Here is a 16,920-nt window from a genome sequence, read left to right on the forward strand (position 1 = left end):
GTCAGATTGCCAGGAGTGACCCAGTGGTCACACCCTCTCCGCCCCGAGAAAGGTGTTCACCATGGCTCGATCCCGCCTCTTCCGAACCACTGCGGCCGTCGCCGTCCTGGCGTGTGCCGCCGCGACTGCCGGCGTACCGGCGTCTGCTCGACCGGCGCCCGAGAAGAAGATCGCCGCGTGCGGGGCGTTCTTCGACGACTTCAACTACAGCTCCCGCACCGATCCGGCGTTCACCGCGCACGACTGGAGCATCCGTACGTCGGCCGGCGGGCCAGGCGTCGGTGGTGCGACCTGGTCGGCGAGCAACATCAGCTTCCCGGTCGTCGACGGCCAGAAGTCGCTCCAGCTCCGGGCGACCACCAACGGCACCGCCGCCGGTACGACGCACGCCCAGGTGCAGCAGAACCGGCAGCGGTTCTTCGAGGGCACCTACGCGACCCGCTTCAAGTTCAGCGACACCCCGGTCAGCGGCAACGACGGCGACACGGTGAACCAGACCTTTTACACGATCTCGCCGCTGCGCTACGACTGGGACCCGATCTACAGCGAGCTCGACATCTCCGAGTACCTGCCGAACGGCGGCTGGGGTGAGACCTCGGCGACCAACTTCTTCACCAGCTGGAACACCTACCAGGCCGACCCGTTCGACGGCTGGCGGGCGACCACCGCCCGGCGCCAGAGCCACGCCGGCTGGCACACCCTGGTCGCGACGGTGGCCAACGGGCATGTGAAGTACTACGTCGACGGCGCGCTGGTCGCCGATCACACCACCGACAGCGCGGGCCGCACGGTCTACCCGCGGCAGGCGATGACGCTGAACTACAACCAGTGGTTCATCGACCTGACCGGCCACTCCGGCGGCACCAGCGTCTGGGCCCAGTCGGCCGACTGGGTGTACTACGCGAAGAACGAGGTGCTGAGCCCCTCGGCGGCGGCCGCGCGGGTGGCGTCGTACCGGTCGGCGGGCACGGCGCACGCCGACACGATCAGCTGCTGAAACAGTTAATGGTCAGTACGGTGAGACGGCCTCCGCGAACCCATGGACTTTCCGTTCCGGACTGAGTACGGTCCGTTACGGCGTCCGCACCACGTCAAACCACCGAGGAGGGGACGGATTCCTTCCTCCCACCGGTCGGTGAGGTGCTGCCCGCCAGTAGCGCCTCACTGGTGGCTGGGCAAGCAGACCCCGGTAGCAGCCGGGGTTTGATGGGGGCCCGGACACCTAGGTGGGGCGGAGCAGCGCGGTCGTCCGACCATCGCGCTGTCCCGCCCCACCGACTCAACTCCGCCGTTGCGAAAACTTCTCCCCGTTCCGCCCCCAACGCTCCGGATCCGCTGGTCGTCTAGCTTGGCGACAGGGAAATCCGAAGGACGGTGCCGGTGGCTGACTGGAAGAGCACGTTCGACGAACTGGTCGCGGTCCGCGGCCCGGCGTTGCGCGGCTACGCCTATCTGCTCACCGGGGACGCGGCGAGTGCCGCCGACCTGGTCCAGGAGGCGTTGCTGCGGGTGTTCGGCCGGCTGCGCGTCGGCCGCGACATCGAGCAGCTCGAGGGTTATCTGCGCCGCGCGATCCTGAACCTGTACGTCGACGACCGGCGGCGGGCGAAGCGGTGGCGCGAGACCAGGCACCTGCTGGTCGAGCCCGATCCGCAAGGCGAGGACCTGGCCACCACGTACGCGGTCCGCCAGGCACTGTCCGACCTGTCACCCAAGCAGCGCGCCTGTGTGGTGCTGCGGTACTACGAGGACCTCACGGTCCCGGAGATCGCGGACCAGCTCGGGTGCGCCGAGGGCACGGTGAAACGCCATCTAGCCGATGCGAGATCCAGGTTGGCCGCGCAGCTCGGCGTGACAGAGGAGAGTGTGCAATGACGTCGAAGGACCTGAAGGATCTTCTCGGCGCGGTGGCGGACGAGGGCCGCGAGACCGTCGACCTGGACGAGCAGCGGGTGGCCGGCCGGATCAAGGGCCGGCGCCGGCGCAACGCCGTGGTGATGGGCGCCGCGAGCCTGGGCACGGCCGCGGTGATCGCGCTCGCGGCGGTGGCCGTCGTACCGAATCTCGGCGGTGAAGACACGCCGGTGGCGGGCGCTCGCCAGGCGGCCGGGCTGACGATCGGTGCCTGTGGTGGTGCGGTCAGCGGTGAGCCCCGGGCCGACGCGCCGCTCGAGCTGAGCGCCGCGACCACGATCAAGCCGATCAGCGGGACGACCGACTTCGCCGCCGTCGACGTGGTGGTGATCAACAAGACCGAGCAGATCATGGAGCTGACCACCGGCAAGAGCGCGGCGGTCACGGTGGCCCAGCAGGGCAAGGTGGTATCCACTCCGGCGCCGGTCCGCGACGTGGCGGTCCCGATGACGCTGCTGCCGGGCGAGCGGGCGGTCGTCACCTCGACGATCAGCCTGCGCCGCTGCGGTGAAGCAGCGACGCAGGCCGGGGACAAGCTCGCGCCGGGTAGCTACCAGCTCTACGCGACGCAGGTGTTCAGCCCGGCCGACGGTGGCCAGCGGATCGAGGCCCAGGGCGGACCCTGGACGGTCGAGCTGAAGTGATCACTTGATCGCGATGTTCGCCTTGAACACCGACCGGATGGTGGTCCACCGCTCGGCGTACTGATCGTCACCCGCGTGGGCGATGTGCATGCCACGGATCTGCACGGTGCCCCGGACGTACTGGAACAGCGGTGCGCCGGAGTCACCGCCCTGGCCGTCCGGACCGCGGTACGCGATCAGTTCGACCGTGCAGCCCGCGTCGTCGCAGAACTGGGCGTGCAGGCTGGTGACGACCTGCGAGCACTTCTCGTACGTCGTCTGGCCGCTGCGGCAGTAGGCGGCTCCGACCGCGGGGTCGGAGGCGCCGCTGACCAGGATCGTCGACCCGGTCGCGCCGCCGCGGTAGATGACCGACCCGTAGGTCCCGCCGCCGACCGCCTCGAAGTCGTAGTACGGGAAGCTCGGCCGATTCCGGACGGTGCCCCACAGTTGCTCGCCACCGGTCGAGAAGACCCGCTGGCCGAGCGAGAAGCAGTGCCCGGCGGTGACCATGTAGCGGGCCGTCGAGGTGATGGTGAAACCGCTGGTGCAGACCGACGAGCCGTTGGTGATCGACGCGCCACCGCGGTGCGGCGCCGGGTCGCTCTGCCGCGAGTCGCGGCTGACATCGCCGTACTTGGTCTGCAGCACCGGCCCGTACTTGGCCAGCAGCGGCTGCATCGTCGCGGCCGGCGCGTTGGTCGTCACCGACATCGCGTCGCGCTGCGCGTCGTAGTAGAAGGCGTAGCTGTACTTCTTCGCCTCGGCCTTCCACTGCCGGCGCTCCAGCACCGAACGGATCGAGGCCAGCTCGGCCTTGGTGGTGCGGCTCGGCTGCACTCCGGTCTCGGCCCCGGCGATCTTCACCGACCGCGCCGCCTGGGCCTTGGCCGTACGGGGCATCCGGACGACGTACTTGCCGGTGCCCTGGTCGTAGTAGACGCCCAGACCGCCGGCCTTCGTGGCGTAGTCGTCGATCTGGCTGAATTGTTTCTCCTGCGCCGTCTGCGGCCCGTCCGGGGCCGTGGCGGCTGCCTGTTCCTTCTGTGCGCGGGCGGCCGCCAGCGCGGGGTCCTCCGCCGCGGGTGCCGTGGCGTCGGCCACGTCGAGTGGCTGGGCCACCGACGGCTGACCGGTGAGCGCGAGCCCACCGGCACCGACCGACACCGCGGCGATCGCCATCGACAGCGATCTCCTCGTCAAACGCATATCGCTCCTGTTCCCCAGACCTGATCGGGCAAGGTGCTCAACCTGCAGTCTGCCGAACTCCGGGGGCGCTCGCCGCTCGAAGGCAACTTCCTGCAATGTCGCGGTCACCCTACGGCTCGGAAGACTTCGCCCGCAGAGACGTTCACCGACCGGTACGACAGGGCAGACTGAGCTGCGACGCCGTTCCACACCGCCCCGTGGGAGACCCGCCGTGACAGCTCTTCGTTCCGCCCGCCCCGTTCTGCTGATCGGCGTACTGCTCGCGCTGCTCGGCTTCGGTATGACGCCGGCACCGGCCGCGACTAGTGCGACCCTGACCGTCGCAGCGGCCCTGCAGCAGCAGAACGGCTCCACCGGCACCGTCGAGGGCTATGTCGTCGGCCAGCCGACCGCCACGAACACCGTCGTACGGAGCAACTTCCCGAACGACTACGCCCTGGCGCTGGCGGACTCCGCCGGTCAGACCAGTACGGCGAGCATGCTGTACGTCCAGATCCCGAGCGGCTTCCGCGCGGCGTACGGGCTGCGGACGAACCCCGGGCTGGTCGGGCAGAAGATCACGGTGACCGGCACGTTGTCGGCGTACTTCTCGCACCCCGGGCTGACCGGGGCGACGGCGTTCAGCGGCGGTGGTGGCGCGGATCCGGGTGATCCCGGTGATCCGGCCGACTACTACGCGAACGCGATCGGCAAGACCGGACCCGCGCTGAAGTCGGCGCTGCACACGATCATCTCGAACCAGACCAAGCTCAGCTACGACCAGGTCTGGACCGCGCTGAAGGACACCGACCAGGACCCGGCCAACCCGAACAACGTGATCCTGCTCTACTCCGGCCGCTCGCAGAGCAAGACCAGCAACGGCGGTGACCCGAACGACTGGAACCGCGAGCACGTCTGGGCCAAGTCGCACGGCGACTTCGGCACCGCGACCGGTCCGGGGACCGACGTGCACCACCTGCGCCCGGAGGACGTGTCGGTCAACGGCATCCGCGGCAACCTGGACTTCGACAACGGCGGCGGCACGGTCGCGGAGTGCCCCGGCTGCGCGGTCGACGGTGACTCGTTCTCGCCGCGGGCGGCGGTCCGCGGCGACGTCGCGCGGATGATCTTCTACATGGCGGTCCGGTACGACGGCGGCGACGGCTTCGCGGACCTCGAGCCGAACAACGTGGTGAACAACGGCTCCGCGCCGTACATCGGGAAGCTGTCGGTGCTGAAGGCGTGGAGCCAGGCCGACCCGCCGGACGCGTTCGAGAAGCGCCGCAACCAGGTGATCTTCGACAAGTGGCAGCACAACCGCAACCCGTTCGTCGACCACCCCGAGTGGGTCGCCTCGATCTGGCCTTAGGTTGAAGGCATGACTGAATCCCTTCCTCGCTTCCATCTGGCCATGCCGGTCGACGACCTGGCCGCGGCAGCCGAGTTCTACGGCTCCGTCATCGGCTGCGAGCGCGGCCGCTCCTCCGACACCTGGATCGACTGGAACCTGCACGGCCACCAGTTCGTCACCCATCTGGCGCCCGGCCGCTCGCAGGGCATCCACAACCCGGTCGACGGCCACGACGTCCCGGTGCCGCACTTCGGGCTGATCCTGTCCGTTCCCGGCTTCCACGCGCTGGCCGACCGGTTCAAGGCGGCGGGCAAGACCTTCGTGATCGACCCGTACCTGCGCTTCGAGGGTCAGCCCGGTGAGCAGTGGACGATGTTCCTGCTCGACCCGGCCGGCAACGCCCTGGAGTTCAAGGCGTTCGCGGACGAGGCGCAGATCTTCGCCACCTGAGCGGCTACCGGTTCACCGTGAAGGTGGTCTGACCGACCTGGCGGGTCGCCGTCTGCGGGCCCTGGGCGTGTCGGCCACGGGCCGGCGGGGTGATCGACGGCGCCGCCGAACCGGGCAGGGCGACGCCGGCGTGCGCGGCCGACTGGCCGACGCGGATCTCCACCCAGTCGCGCATCCCGGGGTCCGCGATGCTGATCCGGTCACCGCTCGGGTTCTCTCGGACCAGCCCACGGGCGACCAGCATCTGCCGCGCGGTGTCGACCTCCTGCCAGTTCCCCGGGCCGGCCGCCTGGGTCTCGGCGGGCATCGACAGACCGCGCGCGCCGCGACTCGCGGTTTTCGCCAGCAGTTCCTTCTCCGCGGCCGAGCAGGAGTTCCACTCGGCCTGGTAGACCACTCGCGACGCCGCGTTGACCTGCGCGATCGCCGCCTTGGAGACGTCCGCGGTGAGCCCGTCCGGACGGTTCCCGATCAGCGCGACCGCCCGCTCGGACAGGTCACGCAGCCGTCCGGGATGACCGCCCGCCGCGTGCAGCAACTCGTCGATCGCCTCCGGCTGGTGCGCGATCCCGGCCTGCCGCAACGGCTCGGTCAAGGTCGGCCGCAGCTCGTCGCCCGAGAGCGGGCCGCACTCGCGGACGTCGTACCGGCTGGTGACGCCGGTGGCGACTCCGGAGTATCCGGCCGACGCGGTCATCAGTCGCGTCATCGCCATCTCGCTGCCCGCGGCGATCAAGTAGACCGGCTGACCGCTGCGTTCGAGGTGCGCCGACAACTCGGTCAGCGCGGCCAGGTCGCGCTCCGAGGCGACGTCGAGATTGTCGACCATCAGCATCACCGGATGCCGCTTCTTCGCGGCCAGGTCGCCGAGCTCGGTCGCCAGCTGGTCGAGCGTCGAACCGACCCCGTCTCGCCCCGGCGCGTCCCACTGTTTCTTCGCGACCAGCTGCACCGGCGCGACGCCGACCCGCACCTCCGCGCCGTTCTGCTGGCTGCGGGCCCGCTGCGTCAGATCCTTGATCGTCTTCTTCAGCTTCCGCAGCCCGAGGAACCCGTACTGCTTGCGCAGCCCGCCGAGCTCACGAGTGGCCGCCCGGACGAACCGGTTCTCCAGCGGCTCCCGCGGCGAGGCGTCGACCCGCAGACACGGCCATCCCTGCTGCCGTGCGAGCTCCTGGGCCTTGCCGAGCTCGAAGCTCTTGCCCATCCCCGGCGCGCCGGTGAACAGCACGGTGTTGCGCTCCGGCGGCCGCAGGTCCAGCGAGATCGGCCGGGCGGCCGCGTCGATCCGGGTGACCGGCCTGGCGGGCCGCTGCGGCGTACCGAAGATCGGGTCCATACCGGCAGGGTCGTTGCCACAAGCGTGCCACCGGCAACGATCAGGTGAACAGTGAGCCGATCCCCGGTGCAGCCGCGGGTGGTTGCCGGGTCGGCTATGGTGAGTTAGGTATACCTAACTCCGCCCGAGAGGAACCGTGGTCGCGTGAGCACCCCCGCCCCCCGAAGCCGCCGAGCCAAGCTCGGCGTCGTCCGCCGGACCGAGCGGATCACGCCGCACATGATCCGGGTCGTGCTGAGCTGTGACGAGTTCACCGGCAACGGCAAGACCGACATGTACGTGAAGCTGCTCTTCCCCCAACCCGGCGTCGAGTATCCGGACCCGCTGGACATGGGCCTGGTCCGGGAGCAGTTCCCGACCGATCAGTGGCCGACGATGCGGACCTACACCGTGCGCGCCTGGGACGAGGCGGCCCGCGAGCTGACCATCGACTTCGTCCACCACGGTGACGAGGGGACCGCCGGGCCGTGGGCGGCGAAGGCGCAGCCGGGCGACCAGCTGTGGTTCAACGGGCCGGGCGGCGCGTACGCGCCGGACGAGTCGGCCGGCTGGCACCTGCTGGTCGGTGACGAGAGCGCGTTGCCGGCGATCGGCGCCGCGGTCGAGGCGCTGCCGGCCGGTGCGAAGGCGAAGGTCTTCGTCGAGGTGGAGGACGAGTCGGAGGAGCAGAAGTTCAGCGGCTCGGGCGACGTCGACGTGGTCTGGTTCCACCGCGCGGGCTCGACCGGCGCTCGCGGTGACCAGTTGGTCGAGGCGGTCTCGACGCTCGACTTCCCGTCGGACGACGTACACGCCTTCGTGCACGGCGAGGCCGGGTTCGTCCTGCAGTTGCGGCGCTACCTGTTCACCGAGCGCGGGCTGCCGCGCGACCGGGTGTCGCTGTCCGGGTACTGGCGCCTCGGCAAGAACGAGGACGGCTGGCAGGCCGAGAAGGCCGAGACCGCCCGCAAGGAACGCGCGGCCGCCGGCGACTGAGTGGATCGGCCAGGCACGCTGCGTGATCTCCGCTACTCGACGCAACCGGTCCGGCCTCGGCGCCGTCTGAGCCGGTGACGACGCCGAGGTGAAGAGGAGCCTCCGATGCTCACCGAGAACCCGCTCGACCTGAACCAGACCGCTTACCTGTGCGGCGGTCGTCGCCGCGCGGCCCTCGTCGCCGTCCTCGCGCTCTGCCACGACCGCGTGATCGGTGTGACGGGCCGCCAGGTGACCAGCCGCGGCGCCGATGGGAGCAACCAGCTCGAGCGCGATGTACTCAGCGTGATTCCCCCGGCCGGTCTGCAGCTCGACGAGCTGCTGGCCCGGGTCGCCGTCCTGCCCGCGATGAGCGAGCTCAGGGCGTCGCTGGTCGAGCGAGGGCTGATCAGCCGCTGGATTCCCTGGCTGCTGACCAGCCGTGGTCGCCAGGTCCGGCGCTCACTGCGGGAGCACGCGACCGGCACCTTCCGGGTCGCGGCCGTCGGGCCGCGCGCGATCGTGGCGCCGGAGTTGCGCAGGTTGTTCAGCGGCCGGGACCAGGCGACCGGCGTACGGCGTACCGCGGTCAGTCCGCCGGTCTGATCGGCGCGGATCGAACAAAGTCCCGGGCGGCGCGCGTCGTACGGGCATGAGTGCAGCGGTGGATCCAGCCTTGTTCGACAGGTTCGCGACGGACTACGACCGGTTCGTCAGCCTCCAGCCCGGCAAGGGCGTGACCTGGTTGCGGGGGCTCGGGCTGCAGGGCGAACGGGCGATCGACGTCGGGTGCGGCTCGGGGCACGCGGCCGAAGTGCTCGCGGACGACTTCCAGCAGGTGCTCGGCGTCGACCTGAGCGCGCCGATGATCGAGATCGCCCGCGCGCGCCGGGCCCGGCCGAACGTCGAGTACCGGGTCGGGGACGTGTTCGAGATCGGGGACGACGGGTTCGACCTGGTCTACAGCCACACGATGATGCACCACCTGCCCGACTACCGGGCCGGACTGGAGCAGTTGAAGTCGCTGGTCCGGCCGGGCGGCACGGTCGCCGTGATCGACAACGTCTCCGACCGCTACCCGACGCCGCCGCGCTGGGTCTACACCGTCGGCGCGAAGCTCGGGTTCCCGTCGTCGGTCCGGCGGCTGGGGTGGCGGGACGCGTGGTTCGAGCTGCGGTTCTGGCACAGCAAGCCGTGGCTGGAGCACCTGCTCAGCGACGTCTACCTGAGCCGGGCGGCGTTCCGCGAGCTGTACGACAGCGTCTTTCCGGGTGCGCGGTACGACGATCTCGGCTTCGCGCTGGCGATGAGCTGGACCGATCAGCGCGCTGGATGAAACAGGGCCGATCCGGTGTTCTGGTGGTTGAGAGGAGCAACAACCCATGAAGATCGGCATCATCGGAACTGGCAACATCGGCGGCACGCTGACCCGGCGGCTGACCGCCCTCGGTCACGACGTGAAGGTGGCCAACTCGCGCGGACCGGAGTCGCTGCGGGACCTGGAGCAGGAGACCGGCGCGACCGCCGTCAAGGTCGAGGACGCGGTTCAGGACGCGGAGATCGTGGTCGTGACGATTCCGGAGAAGGCCGTCCCGCAGCTGCCCGCGAACCTGTTCGCAGACGCGGCGGACGACGTCGTGGTGGTGGACACCGGCAACTACTACCCCCAGCGCGACGGCCGCATCGCCGCCATCGAGGACGACGGTCTGACCGAGAGCGCCTGGGTCGCCCAGCAGCTCGGCCGTCCGGTCGTGAAGGCGTTCAACAACATCCAGGCCCAGCACCTGCTCGGCAACGGCCGGCCCGCCGGCGCCCCTGGCCGCATCGCTCTGCCGGTCGCCGGCGACGACCCGGCCGCGAAGGCCAAGGTCCTGCAGCTCGTCGACGACCTCGGGTTCGACCCGGTCGACGCCGGCCCGCTCGCCGAGTCGTGGCGTCAGCAGCCGGGCTCGCCCGTCTACGGCACCGACCTCCCGGCCGAGTCGGCCCGCGAAGCCCTGGCCGCCGCGTCGCCCGAACGCCCGGCCGAACTCCGCGGCTGACCTTCCCGAGCCCCCATCGCTGTCGGCGGTGGGGGCTCGCTGGCCAGGGTCAGGCCGAGGCGCCGTCGACCCGGTGCTGGAGCAGCTGGGTGATGGTGGCGGCGAGGTTGGTGGGCAGCACCCAGTCGTCGCCGCCGGCCTGGAGGATGACGGCCGGGCCGGCGGTGTGCACCGCGGTGACCGGGATCGGGAAGCGGAGACGCTCCGAGCCGGTCAGTGAGACCTCGTGGACGCCGGTCACCTTGGTGAACGGGTAGGTGCGGCGCAGGTCCTCGGGGTTCGCGCCGCGCAGCTTGCGCGGGATGGTGTGGATGCTCACCGACTCGCTGCCCAGGACGAGCGTCGTACCCCACAGGCCTCGCAGGCGAAAGGCCAGCTCGTACGGCGTACCGGCGAGCTCGGGGTCGACCGGGACCAGGAGGGTGCGTTCGGCGTACGCGGCCAGAGCGACGCCGACGCCCGCGCCGATCCACCACGACACGAGCACGGCCAGCAGGACGAACAGCAGCTCGAAGTTGTCCGGGACGAGCGTCAGGTAGACACCCGCGACCGCGCCGAAGAGGGCGCCGGTCATCCGCCAGCGCTGCGGGCGGAAGCGTTGCCGGGTGAACAGCAACGCCCCGAGCACCAGCAGCAAGCCCGGCAGCACTGCTCCGGTCCAGGACGCGGTCCACAGGCTGACGGCCAGCGTCAGCGCCGGGATGCCGAGGTAGATCAGCCCCACGACCAGTTGGACCTTGCGATGCCGTCGTGCCAGTTCGCCGCTCACGGGAAAACCCAAGCACACAAACCCCCGGCGACCTACTGTGCTGGCTGATGGCCGACTTCGTGATCCCCCAGACGCTGCACCAGACCTACGCGGACGACGAAGAGGCGCTGCGCTGGCTGCGGACTCTCCCCGAGACCGCGGCCGGCTTCCTGGACCGCTGGCAGCTCACTGTCGACGGGCCCCCGATGCACGGCGCCGCGTCTCTGGTCCTCCCGGTTCGCCGGGCCGACGGCGTCGCCGCGATCCTCAAGCTCCAGCCGCGCAACGACGAGAACGCCGCCGAGGCCCTCGGCCTGCGGACCTGGAACGACGCCGACGTGGTCCGCGTGCTCGACGACCACGAGCCCGACGCCGCGATCCTGCTCGAACGGCTCTGCCCGCGCACGCTCAGCGACGTCCCGGACGACGTCGAGGCCACCCGCATCCTCGCCGAACTGCTCAGCCGCCTCGCCGTCGTCGAAGCGCCGCCGAAGCTCCGGACCCTCGCCGACATCGGCGCCGACATGATCAACGACGCTCCGGCACTGATCCCGCGGCTGGCAGATCCCCACGAACAGTCCCTCGTACGCCGCTGCGTCGCGCGCCTCACCGACTTGCTGCCCGAGCCAGGCGACCGCCTGCTGCACTGGGACCTGCACTACGACAACGTGCTCGCCGCCGACCGCGCGCCCTGGCTGGTGATCGACCCGAAGCCGCTCGCCGGCGACCCCTGCTTCGAACTCTTTCCCGCGCTCAACAACCGCTGGGACGACCTCGTCGCCACCGGCGACCTGCCCCAGGCGATCCGCCGCCGTTTCGCGCTGCTGACCGACGCGCTGGCCCTCGACCGGGACCGGGCGGTCGGCTGGACCCTCGCCCGGATCCTGCAGAACGTGCTCTGGGACCTCGCGGACGGCGAGCACCGGATCGAGCCGGTCCAGGTCGCGATCGCGGAGGCCTTGTCCGATGCGCGCCGTTGATTACATGATTACGCCATGACGACCCCGACCGTGTACGAGTGGGCCGGCGGCGCCGAGGCGTTGCGGCGGCTGACCGAGGTGTTCTACGACCGGGTGCTCGAGGACGAGCTGCTCGCGCCGGTCTTCGCGCACATGAGTCCGCAGCACCGTGAGCACGTCGCGCTCTGGCTCGGTGAGGTCTTCGGCGGCCCGACCAAGTACACCGACGAGCTCGGCGGCTATCCCGCGATGCTCGCTCACCATCTCAACCTGGGCCTGACCGAGCAGCAGCGGGCGCGCTGGGCCGCGCTGATCGCCGCCAGCGCCGACGCGGCGGAGCTGCCCGACGACCCGGAGTTCCGCTCGGCCTTCGTCGCGTACGTCGAGTGGGGCACGCGGCTCGCTCTGGCCAACTCCCAGCCCGGGGCGACCCCTCCGCCGAAGGCTCCGGTCCCCCGCTGGGGCTGGGGCGAGGCGCCGCCGTACCAGCCGGGCTGACGTCGGCACCAGGCGTTGCAGGTTCCTGCAACGTATTTGCCGGTTCGGCGCCCTGCGCAGAGCGTTTCCCGCAGCGGACCCCGCCCTGAGGTCCCCCCGAGTGAGGAGAACGCCGATGAAGACCCGAATGCTCGCCCGCGCCGCCGCCGGTCTGGCCGCCACCGCCGCCCTGGTCACCGTCACCGCGACCAGCGCCAGCGCCGTCAACGTCAGTTGGCTGTGGGAGACCGGTACCGGCAACAACATCGGCGTCGGTTCCTACACCGACTCCGGCAACCTGATGAAGGTGGACGACCAGGAGGTCGACGACCGCTCGGTGCTGCTGTTCGTCCGCCGGCCCGGCGCCTCGACCGGGCAGGCGTGCTGGGACCACGGCGGCGCCAGCGGCGGCGGCGTGAGCTGCACGCTGGACGCGTACGCCGAGAACGTCACGTTGGAGGGCTTCCTCTGCAAGGGCGAGTGGGCGAGCAACCCGGACAACCGCCGGATCGTCAGCTGCAACTACGACCAGATCAAGCGCTTCACCAAGTAGCCGCGCTCCGGCCCGTCCGTCGCCCGCCGGCGACGGCCGGGCCGGTCGCAGTTTTGGTCAGGATCCGGTGAATGTTTGTCCGGTCAGACACCCGGACCGGCGCTGCGGACTCAGGCATTCGATAAAGTCGCGGTTCACGACGAACCCGGCCGCCGGGGATGCGAGGGTGAACCACTGTGACCGCTCAGCTCGAGTACCCCGACCCACAGGAGTCCGAGGCACTGCTGTCGGTCCAGGGCCTGTGGAAGGTGTTCGGCCCGAAGGCCGGCCGCGTGCCCCGCCGTCCGGAGCTCGCCGAGCTCAACCGGGCCACCCTCTACGACCGCACCGGCTGTACCGCGGCCGTGCGCGACCTCAGCTTCGACGTCGCGCCCGGTGAGGTGTTCGTCGTGATGGGCCTGTCCGGTTCCGGCAAGTCGACGCTGGTCCGCTGCCTGACCCGGCTGGTCGAGCCGACCGCGGGCCGGCTGATCTTCGAGGGCGAGGACCTGCGGGCGGCCGACGAGAAGCGGCTGCGCACGCTGCGCCGGAGCAAGTTCTCGATGGTCTTCCAGCACTTCGGCCTGCTGCCGCACCGCAAGGTCATCGACAACGTCTCGTACGGCCTGGAGGTCCGCGGCGAGAGCAAGCCCGACCGCAAGCGCCGGGCCCAGGAAGTCATCGATCTGGTCGGGCTGTCCGGCAACGAGAACATGTACCCGGAGCAACTGTCCGGCGGCATGCAGCAGCGGGTCGGCCTGGCCCGGGCCCTGGCCAACGACCCCGACGTGCTGCTGTTCGACGAGCCGTTCTCCGCGCTCGACCCGCTGATCCGCCGCGAGATGCAGACCGAGGTCGTCCGGCTGCACCACGAGGTCGGCAAGACGATGGTGTTCGTCACCCACGACCTGTCCGAGGCGCTCAAGCTCGGCGACCGGATCCTGCTGATGCGCGACGGCGCCGCCGTTCAGCTCGGCACCGGTGACGAGCTGGTCGGCGCTCCGGCCGACGACTATGTCCGCGAGTTCGTCCGGGACATCCCGCGGGCCGACGTCCTGACCCTGCGCTGGATCGTCCGGCCGCCGCGCGACGGCGAGCAGCTCGACGGTCCCGAGCTCGGTCCCGACGTACTGGTGCGCGAGGCGACGCGCCTGGTGCTGGAGTCCGACCGCCCGGTGAAGGTCGTCGCCGAAGGCCAGCTGCTCGGAGTGATCGGCGACGAGGAGATCCTGGCTGTCGTCGCCGACGCAGCCCCGTCCGGCGCAGCCGTCGGCCCGGGACCGTCGCGCCCCGGCGTGTCCGTCGTCGACCCGCGCACCTCCCGCCCCCGCGCGGACGCCTCCGGTTCCTCCTGAGATGGCCTCCATCACCGGCTCCCTGGAGCTCCACGTTCGCAAGCCGCCCAGAGTCGTGCTGGTCGGCGGGCTGCTCGTGGTCTGGCTCGCGCTCTGGTTCGTCCTGCGCGGCGTCCACACGCTGGCCCTCGGCGGGCAGGACACGACGCCGTTCCACCGCTGGCTGACCGAGCAGGCCGGCGTCGTCGGCAGCGGCAACGCGATCTCGGACGCGATCCGGGTCGTCGTCGACCAGCTCGTCGTCCTGCTCCAGAACGGGATCGCCCAGCCGTCGTACGGGCGGCCGGTGCCGGTGGTCGGCTGGCTCGGGGTGGTCGCGATCGCGGCGTTCCTGGCCTGGGCCTTCGGCAACTGGAAGGTCGCGCTGCTGACCGCCGCCGGGCTGACCTTCATCGGCATGCAGGGGTTGTGGCAGGAGAGCATGGACACGCTCTCGCTGACGATCGCGGCCGTCGTGCTGGCGCTGCTGGCCGGAATCCCGCTGGGGATCTGGGCCGGACTGTCGGACCGGTTCTTCAAGGTCGCGACGCTGGTGCTCGACCTGATGCAGACGCTGCCGACCTTCGTGTACCTCGCGCCGCTGACACTGTTCTTCGCGATCGGCCCGGCCGCGGCGACCATCGCGACGCTGATCTACGCCGCGCCGCCGGTGGTCCGGCTGACCGCGCACGCGATCCGCTCGGTGCCGGCCGAGAGCGTCGAAGCGGCCCGGTCGCTCGGCTCGACCCGCGGCCAGACGCTGGCCAAGGTGCTGCTGCCGATGTCGCGCAGCACGGTCGTGGTCGGCATCAACCAGACCATCATGGCCGCGCTGTCGATGGTCACCGTCGCCGCGCTGATCGACGCGCCCGGCCTCGGCCAGACCGTGCTCAAGGCACTGCAGACGCTCGACGTCGGGGTCGCGTTCAACGCCGGCCTCGCGATCGTCGTGCTGGCGATCGTGCTCGACCGCGTGACCACCGCCGCGGGCGACCGGCCGTGGCGGACCGCGAGCGTACGCCGCAAGGTGCTGCTCGGCGCGGGCGCGGCCGGGGTCCTGGTCGCGATCTGGTTCTCCCGGACCTACGTGTGGGCCGCGGAGTTCCCGACCGGCGTGAACCTCGGCTCCCCGATCGCCGTCGCCACCGCCGACGCGACGACCTGGGTCCAGGACGTCTTCGGCGGTTTCACGTACGGCGTCCGCGACGCGGTGACGCTCGGCGTGCTCAATCCGCTCGAGGCGCTGCTCACCGAGTCGCCCTGGTGGCTGGTGACCGCGGTCGTGGTCGCGCTGGCACTCGTGCTCGGCGGTTGGCGGGGCGCGCTGCCCGCCGCGGTCTGCCTGCTGCTCCTGGTCGGTACCGGGGTCTGGCACGACGCGATGGTCACGCTCGCCTCGACCCTGCTGGCCACCGTCGTGGTAGTTGCTGTCGGCATCGTTCTGGGCGTCTGGACCGGCCGCAACCACCGGGTCGACCAGTGGGTCCGGCCGGTGCTCGACGCGGGGCAGACGATGCCGCCGTTCGTGTACCTGGTGCCGTTCCTGGCGTTGTTCGGGACCAGCCGGTTCACCGCGATCGCGGCGGCGGTCGTGTTCGCCGTACCGGTGACCACGAAGATCGTGGCCGACGGCATCCGAGCGGTGCCGACGGCAACCGTCGAGGCGGCGAACTCGGTCGGCTCGAGCACCTGGCAGGTGATCAGCAAGGTCCAGCTGCCGGTGGCCCGCCGCGCGATCACGCTGGCGGTCAACCAGGGCCTGATCTACGTACTGTCGATGGTCGTCGTCGGCGGCCTGGTCGGCGCCGGCGCCCTGGGGTACGACGTGGCGGCCGGCTTCGCGCAGAGCGAGCTGTACGGCAAGGGCCTGGCGGCCGGGCTGGCGATCGTGCTGCTCGGGGTGATGCTCGACCGGATCACCCAGGCCACGGCCCAGCGGATGACGCGGCGTACGAGGAAGTTCCGAGGAACAGTCAGAGGAGACAACCTGTGGTGACGAAGAAGCTCCGGACCGCCGGAGTGCTGAGCGCGCTGGCGCTGGCCCTGACCGCCTGTGGCGGGGCGAAGGTCGGCGAGGCGGACCAGCCGGCCGCCGGCGGCAAGGAGTGCGGCACCTTCAACCTCGCCGTCAGCCCGTGGGTCGGCTACGAGGCGAACGCCGCGGTGGTGGCCTACGTCGCGACCAAGGACCTCGGCTGCACGGTGAACAAGAAGAACCTCAAGGAAGAGATCTCCTGGCAGGGCTTCGGCACCGGCGAGGTCGACGCGGTGCTGGAGAACTGGGGTCACGAGGACCTGAAGAAGAAGTACGTCGAGCAGCAGAAGGTCGCCGTCGTGGTCGGCCCGTCCGGCAACAAGGGTGTGATCGGCTGGTACCTGCCGCCGTGGCTGGCCGCGCAGCACCCGGAGCTCAAGGACTGGAAGAACCTGAACAAGTACGCGTCGCTGTTCAAGACCTCGGAGTCCGGCGGCAAGGGCCAGTTGCTCGACGGCGACCCGTCGTTCGTGACCAACGACGAGGCCCTGGTGAAGAACCTGAAGCTGAACTTCAAGGTGGTCTACGCCGGCAGCGAGACCGCGCTGATCCAGGCGTTCCGGGACGCGGAGAAGAACAAGAAGCCGGTGATCGGCTACTTCTACGAGCCGCAGTGGTTCTTCAACGAGCTCAAGCTGGTCAAGGTGGACCTGCCGAAGTACACCCCCGGCTGCGACGCCGACCCGGCGAAGGTGGCCTGCGACTACCCGGCCTACGAGCTGGACAAGATCGTGTCCAAGAAGTTCGCCGACTCCGGCAGCCCGGCGTACGAGCTGGTGAAGAACTTCAGCTGGACCAACGACGACCAGAACCAGGTCGCCAAGTACATCGCCGAGGACAAGCTGAGCCCGGACGCCGCCGCCCAGAAGTGGGTCGACGCCAACCGCGCGAAGGTCGACGCCTGGCTGGGCAAGTAACCCCGTCGACGGCCTCGGTGCGAAAGCTGAGGCCGTCGGCAACTATCACGACGCGTT

Annotated in this window: 18 protein-coding genes; 15 read left to right on the top strand and 3 right to left on the bottom strand. The window is 70.3% G+C overall.

What is annotated here, in order from left to right; translation table 11 throughout:
- The first annotated feature begins 61 nt into the window (after nucleotides 1–61).
- The 3 genes from ACQPXM_RS00460 to ACQPXM_RS00470 all read left to right on the top strand — a co-directional run bounded on the left by ACQPXM_RS00460 (nucleotide 62) and on the right by ACQPXM_RS00470 (nucleotide 2,558).
- Entirely contained in the window at nucleotides 62–997 is a 936-nt protein-coding gene (locus ACQPXM_RS00460; protein WP_432943542.1) for a glycoside hydrolase family 16 protein, read from the top strand.
- Between the two features lie 383 nt (nucleotides 998–1,380).
- Entirely contained in the window at nucleotides 1,381–1,875 is a 495-nt protein-coding gene (locus ACQPXM_RS00465; RefSeq protein WP_432943544.1) for an RNA polymerase sigma factor, read from the top strand.
- Entirely contained in the window at nucleotides 1,872–2,558 is a 687-nt protein-coding gene (locus ACQPXM_RS00470; protein WP_432943546.1) for a hypothetical protein, read from the top strand. Before ACQPXM_RS00465 ends, ACQPXM_RS00470 begins: the two co-directional genes overlap by 4 nt.
- On the opposite strand, the gene ACQPXM_RS00475 is transcribed toward ACQPXM_RS00470, so the two are convergent.
- Nucleotides 2,559–3,719, bottom strand: a complete 1,161-nt coding sequence (locus ACQPXM_RS00475) for a hypothetical protein (protein WP_432943548.1) — start codon at nucleotides 3,717–3,719, stop codon at nucleotides 2,559–2,561.
- A 238-nt stretch (nucleotides 3,720–3,957) separates the two neighbouring features.
- Here ACQPXM_RS00475 and ACQPXM_RS00480 point away from each other — a divergent pair, with 238 nt between their 5' ends.
- Both ACQPXM_RS00480 and ACQPXM_RS00485 read left to right on the top strand, forming a co-directional pair.
- Entirely contained in the window at nucleotides 3,958–5,094 is a 1,137-nt protein-coding gene (locus tag ACQPXM_RS00480; RefSeq protein ID WP_432943550.1) for an endonuclease, read from the top strand.
- 9 nt (nucleotides 5,095–5,103) lie between these two features.
- Complete coding sequence (locus ACQPXM_RS00485) at nucleotides 5,104–5,526, top strand: VOC family protein (RefSeq protein WP_432943552.1); 423 nt, start codon at nucleotides 5,104–5,106, stop codon at nucleotides 5,524–5,526.
- Nucleotides 5,527–5,530: 4 nt separating this feature from the next.
- On the opposite strand, the gene ACQPXM_RS00490 is transcribed toward ACQPXM_RS00485, so the two are convergent.
- Nucleotides 5,531–6,865, bottom strand: a complete 1,335-nt coding sequence (locus ACQPXM_RS00490; protein WP_432943554.1) for an ATP-binding protein — start codon at nucleotides 6,863–6,865, stop codon at nucleotides 5,531–5,533.
- Between the two features lie 144 nt (nucleotides 6,866–7,009).
- On the opposite strand from ACQPXM_RS00490, the gene ACQPXM_RS00495 reads away from it, so the two are divergent.
- The 4 genes from ACQPXM_RS00495 to ACQPXM_RS00510 all read left to right on the top strand — a co-directional run bounded on the left by ACQPXM_RS00495 (nucleotide 7,010) and on the right by ACQPXM_RS00510 (nucleotide 9,861).
- Nucleotides 7,010–7,840, top strand: a complete 831-nt coding sequence (locus ACQPXM_RS00495; protein WP_432943556.1) for a siderophore-interacting protein — start codon at nucleotides 7,010–7,012, stop codon at nucleotides 7,838–7,840.
- Between the two features lie 105 nt (nucleotides 7,841–7,945).
- The gene (locus ACQPXM_RS00500) at nucleotides 7,946–8,425 is read left to right on the top strand and encodes a TIGR04222 domain-containing membrane protein (RefSeq protein ID WP_432943558.1); all 480 of its coding nucleotides are present in this window, start codon (nucleotides 7,946–7,948) and stop codon (nucleotides 8,423–8,425) included.
- 46 nt (nucleotides 8,426–8,471) lie between these two features.
- A complete protein-coding gene (locus ACQPXM_RS00505) occupies nucleotides 8,472–9,155 on the top strand; it encodes a class I SAM-dependent methyltransferase (protein ID WP_432943560.1) in 684 nt (227 codons plus the stop codon).
- Nucleotides 9,156–9,201: 46 nt separating this feature from the next.
- Nucleotides 9,202–9,861: an NADPH-dependent F420 reductase gene (locus tag ACQPXM_RS00510; protein WP_432943562.1), complete on the top strand. Its 660-nt coding sequence runs from the start codon at nucleotides 9,202–9,204 to the stop codon at nucleotides 9,859–9,861.
- A gap of 49 nt (nucleotides 9,862–9,910) precedes the next feature.
- Here ACQPXM_RS00510 and ACQPXM_RS00515 read toward each other — a convergent pair whose 3' ends face one another.
- Nucleotides 9,911–10,630, bottom strand: coding sequence for a hypothetical protein (locus ACQPXM_RS00515; RefSeq protein ID WP_432943564.1), 720 nt, complete (start codon nucleotides 10,628–10,630; stop codon nucleotides 9,911–9,913).
- A gap of 47 nt (nucleotides 10,631–10,677) precedes the next feature.
- On the opposite strand from ACQPXM_RS00515, the gene ACQPXM_RS00520 reads away from it, so the two are divergent.
- From ACQPXM_RS00520 to ACQPXM_RS00545, 6 genes are all read left to right on the top strand, one after another.
- A complete protein-coding gene (locus tag ACQPXM_RS00520) occupies nucleotides 10,678–11,589 on the top strand; it encodes an aminoglycoside phosphotransferase family protein (RefSeq protein ID WP_432943566.1) in 912 nt (303 codons plus the stop codon).
- A 15-nt stretch (nucleotides 11,590–11,604) separates the two neighbouring features.
- A complete protein-coding gene (locus ACQPXM_RS00525) occupies nucleotides 11,605–12,066 on the top strand; it encodes a group II truncated hemoglobin (RefSeq protein ID WP_432943568.1) in 462 nt (153 codons plus the stop codon).
- Nucleotides 12,067–12,181: 115 nt separating this feature from the next.
- Nucleotides 12,182–12,598, top strand: coding sequence for a hypothetical protein (locus tag ACQPXM_RS00530; RefSeq protein ID WP_432943570.1), 417 nt, complete (start codon nucleotides 12,182–12,184; stop codon nucleotides 12,596–12,598).
- Between the two features lie 176 nt (nucleotides 12,599–12,774).
- Entirely contained in the window at nucleotides 12,775–13,932 is a 1,158-nt protein-coding gene (locus ACQPXM_RS00535) for a quaternary amine ABC transporter ATP-binding protein (RefSeq protein WP_432943572.1), read from the top strand.
- 1 nt (nucleotide 13,933) lies between these two features.
- Nucleotides 13,934–15,907 carry an ABC transporter permease subunit gene (locus ACQPXM_RS00540; RefSeq protein ID WP_432943574.1) on the top strand — a complete coding sequence of 658 codons (1,974 nt, stop codon included), beginning with the start codon at nucleotides 13,934–13,936 and terminating at the stop codon, nucleotides 15,905–15,907.
- Nucleotides 15,904–16,863, top strand: a complete 960-nt coding sequence (locus ACQPXM_RS00545) for an ABC transporter substrate-binding protein (RefSeq protein ID WP_432943576.1) — start codon at nucleotides 15,904–15,906, stop codon at nucleotides 16,861–16,863. The genes ACQPXM_RS00540 and ACQPXM_RS00545 overlap by 4 nt, the downstream gene beginning before the upstream one ends.
- Nucleotides 16,864–16,920: the final 57 nt, after the last annotated feature.

Source organism: Kribbella sp. CA-253562, from assembly GCF_050942265.1.
Classification (GTDB): domain Bacteria; phylum Actinomycetota; class Actinomycetes; order Propionibacteriales; family Kribbellaceae; genus Kribbella.

Excerpts from the sequence above, each read along its gene's own strand:
- ACQPXM_RS00475 (WP_432943548.1), bottom strand. The coding sequence starts at position 3,719 with ATGGCGATCGCCGCGGTGTCGGTCGGTGCCGGTGGGCTCGCGCTCACC.
- ACQPXM_RS00460 (WP_432943542.1), top strand. The coding sequence starts at position 62 with ATGGCTCGATCCCGCCTCTTCCGAACCACTGCGGCCGTCGCCGTCCTG.
- ACQPXM_RS00510 (WP_432943562.1), top strand. The coding sequence starts at position 9,202 with ATGAAGATCGGCATCATCGGAACTGGCAACATCGGCGGCACGCTGACC.
- ACQPXM_RS00520 (WP_432943566.1), top strand. The coding sequence starts at position 10,678 with ATGGCCGACTTCGTGATCCCCCAGACGCTGCACCAGACCTACGCGGAC.
- ACQPXM_RS00530 (WP_432943570.1), top strand. The coding sequence starts at position 12,182 with ATGAAGACCCGAATGCTCGCCCGCGCCGCCGCCGGTCTGGCCGCCACC.
- ACQPXM_RS00470 (WP_432943546.1), top strand. The coding sequence starts at position 1,872 with ATGACGTCGAAGGACCTGAAGGATCTTCTCGGCGCGGTGGCGGACGAG.
- ACQPXM_RS00525 (WP_432943568.1), top strand. The coding sequence starts at position 11,605 with ATGACGACCCCGACCGTGTACGAGTGGGCCGGCGGCGCCGAGGCGTTG.
- ACQPXM_RS00500 (WP_432943558.1), top strand. The coding sequence starts at position 7,946 with ATGCTCACCGAGAACCCGCTCGACCTGAACCAGACCGCTTACCTGTGC.
- ACQPXM_RS00505 (WP_432943560.1), top strand. The coding sequence starts at position 8,472 with ATGAGTGCAGCGGTGGATCCAGCCTTGTTCGACAGGTTCGCGACGGAC.
- ACQPXM_RS00490 (WP_432943554.1), bottom strand. The coding sequence starts at position 6,865 with ATGGACCCGATCTTCGGTACGCCGCAGCGGCCCGCCAGGCCGGTCACC.
- ACQPXM_RS00540 (WP_432943574.1), top strand. The coding sequence starts at position 13,934 with ATGGCCTCCATCACCGGCTCCCTGGAGCTCCACGTTCGCAAGCCGCCC.
- ACQPXM_RS00485 (WP_432943552.1), top strand. The coding sequence starts at position 5,104 with ATGACTGAATCCCTTCCTCGCTTCCATCTGGCCATGCCGGTCGACGAC.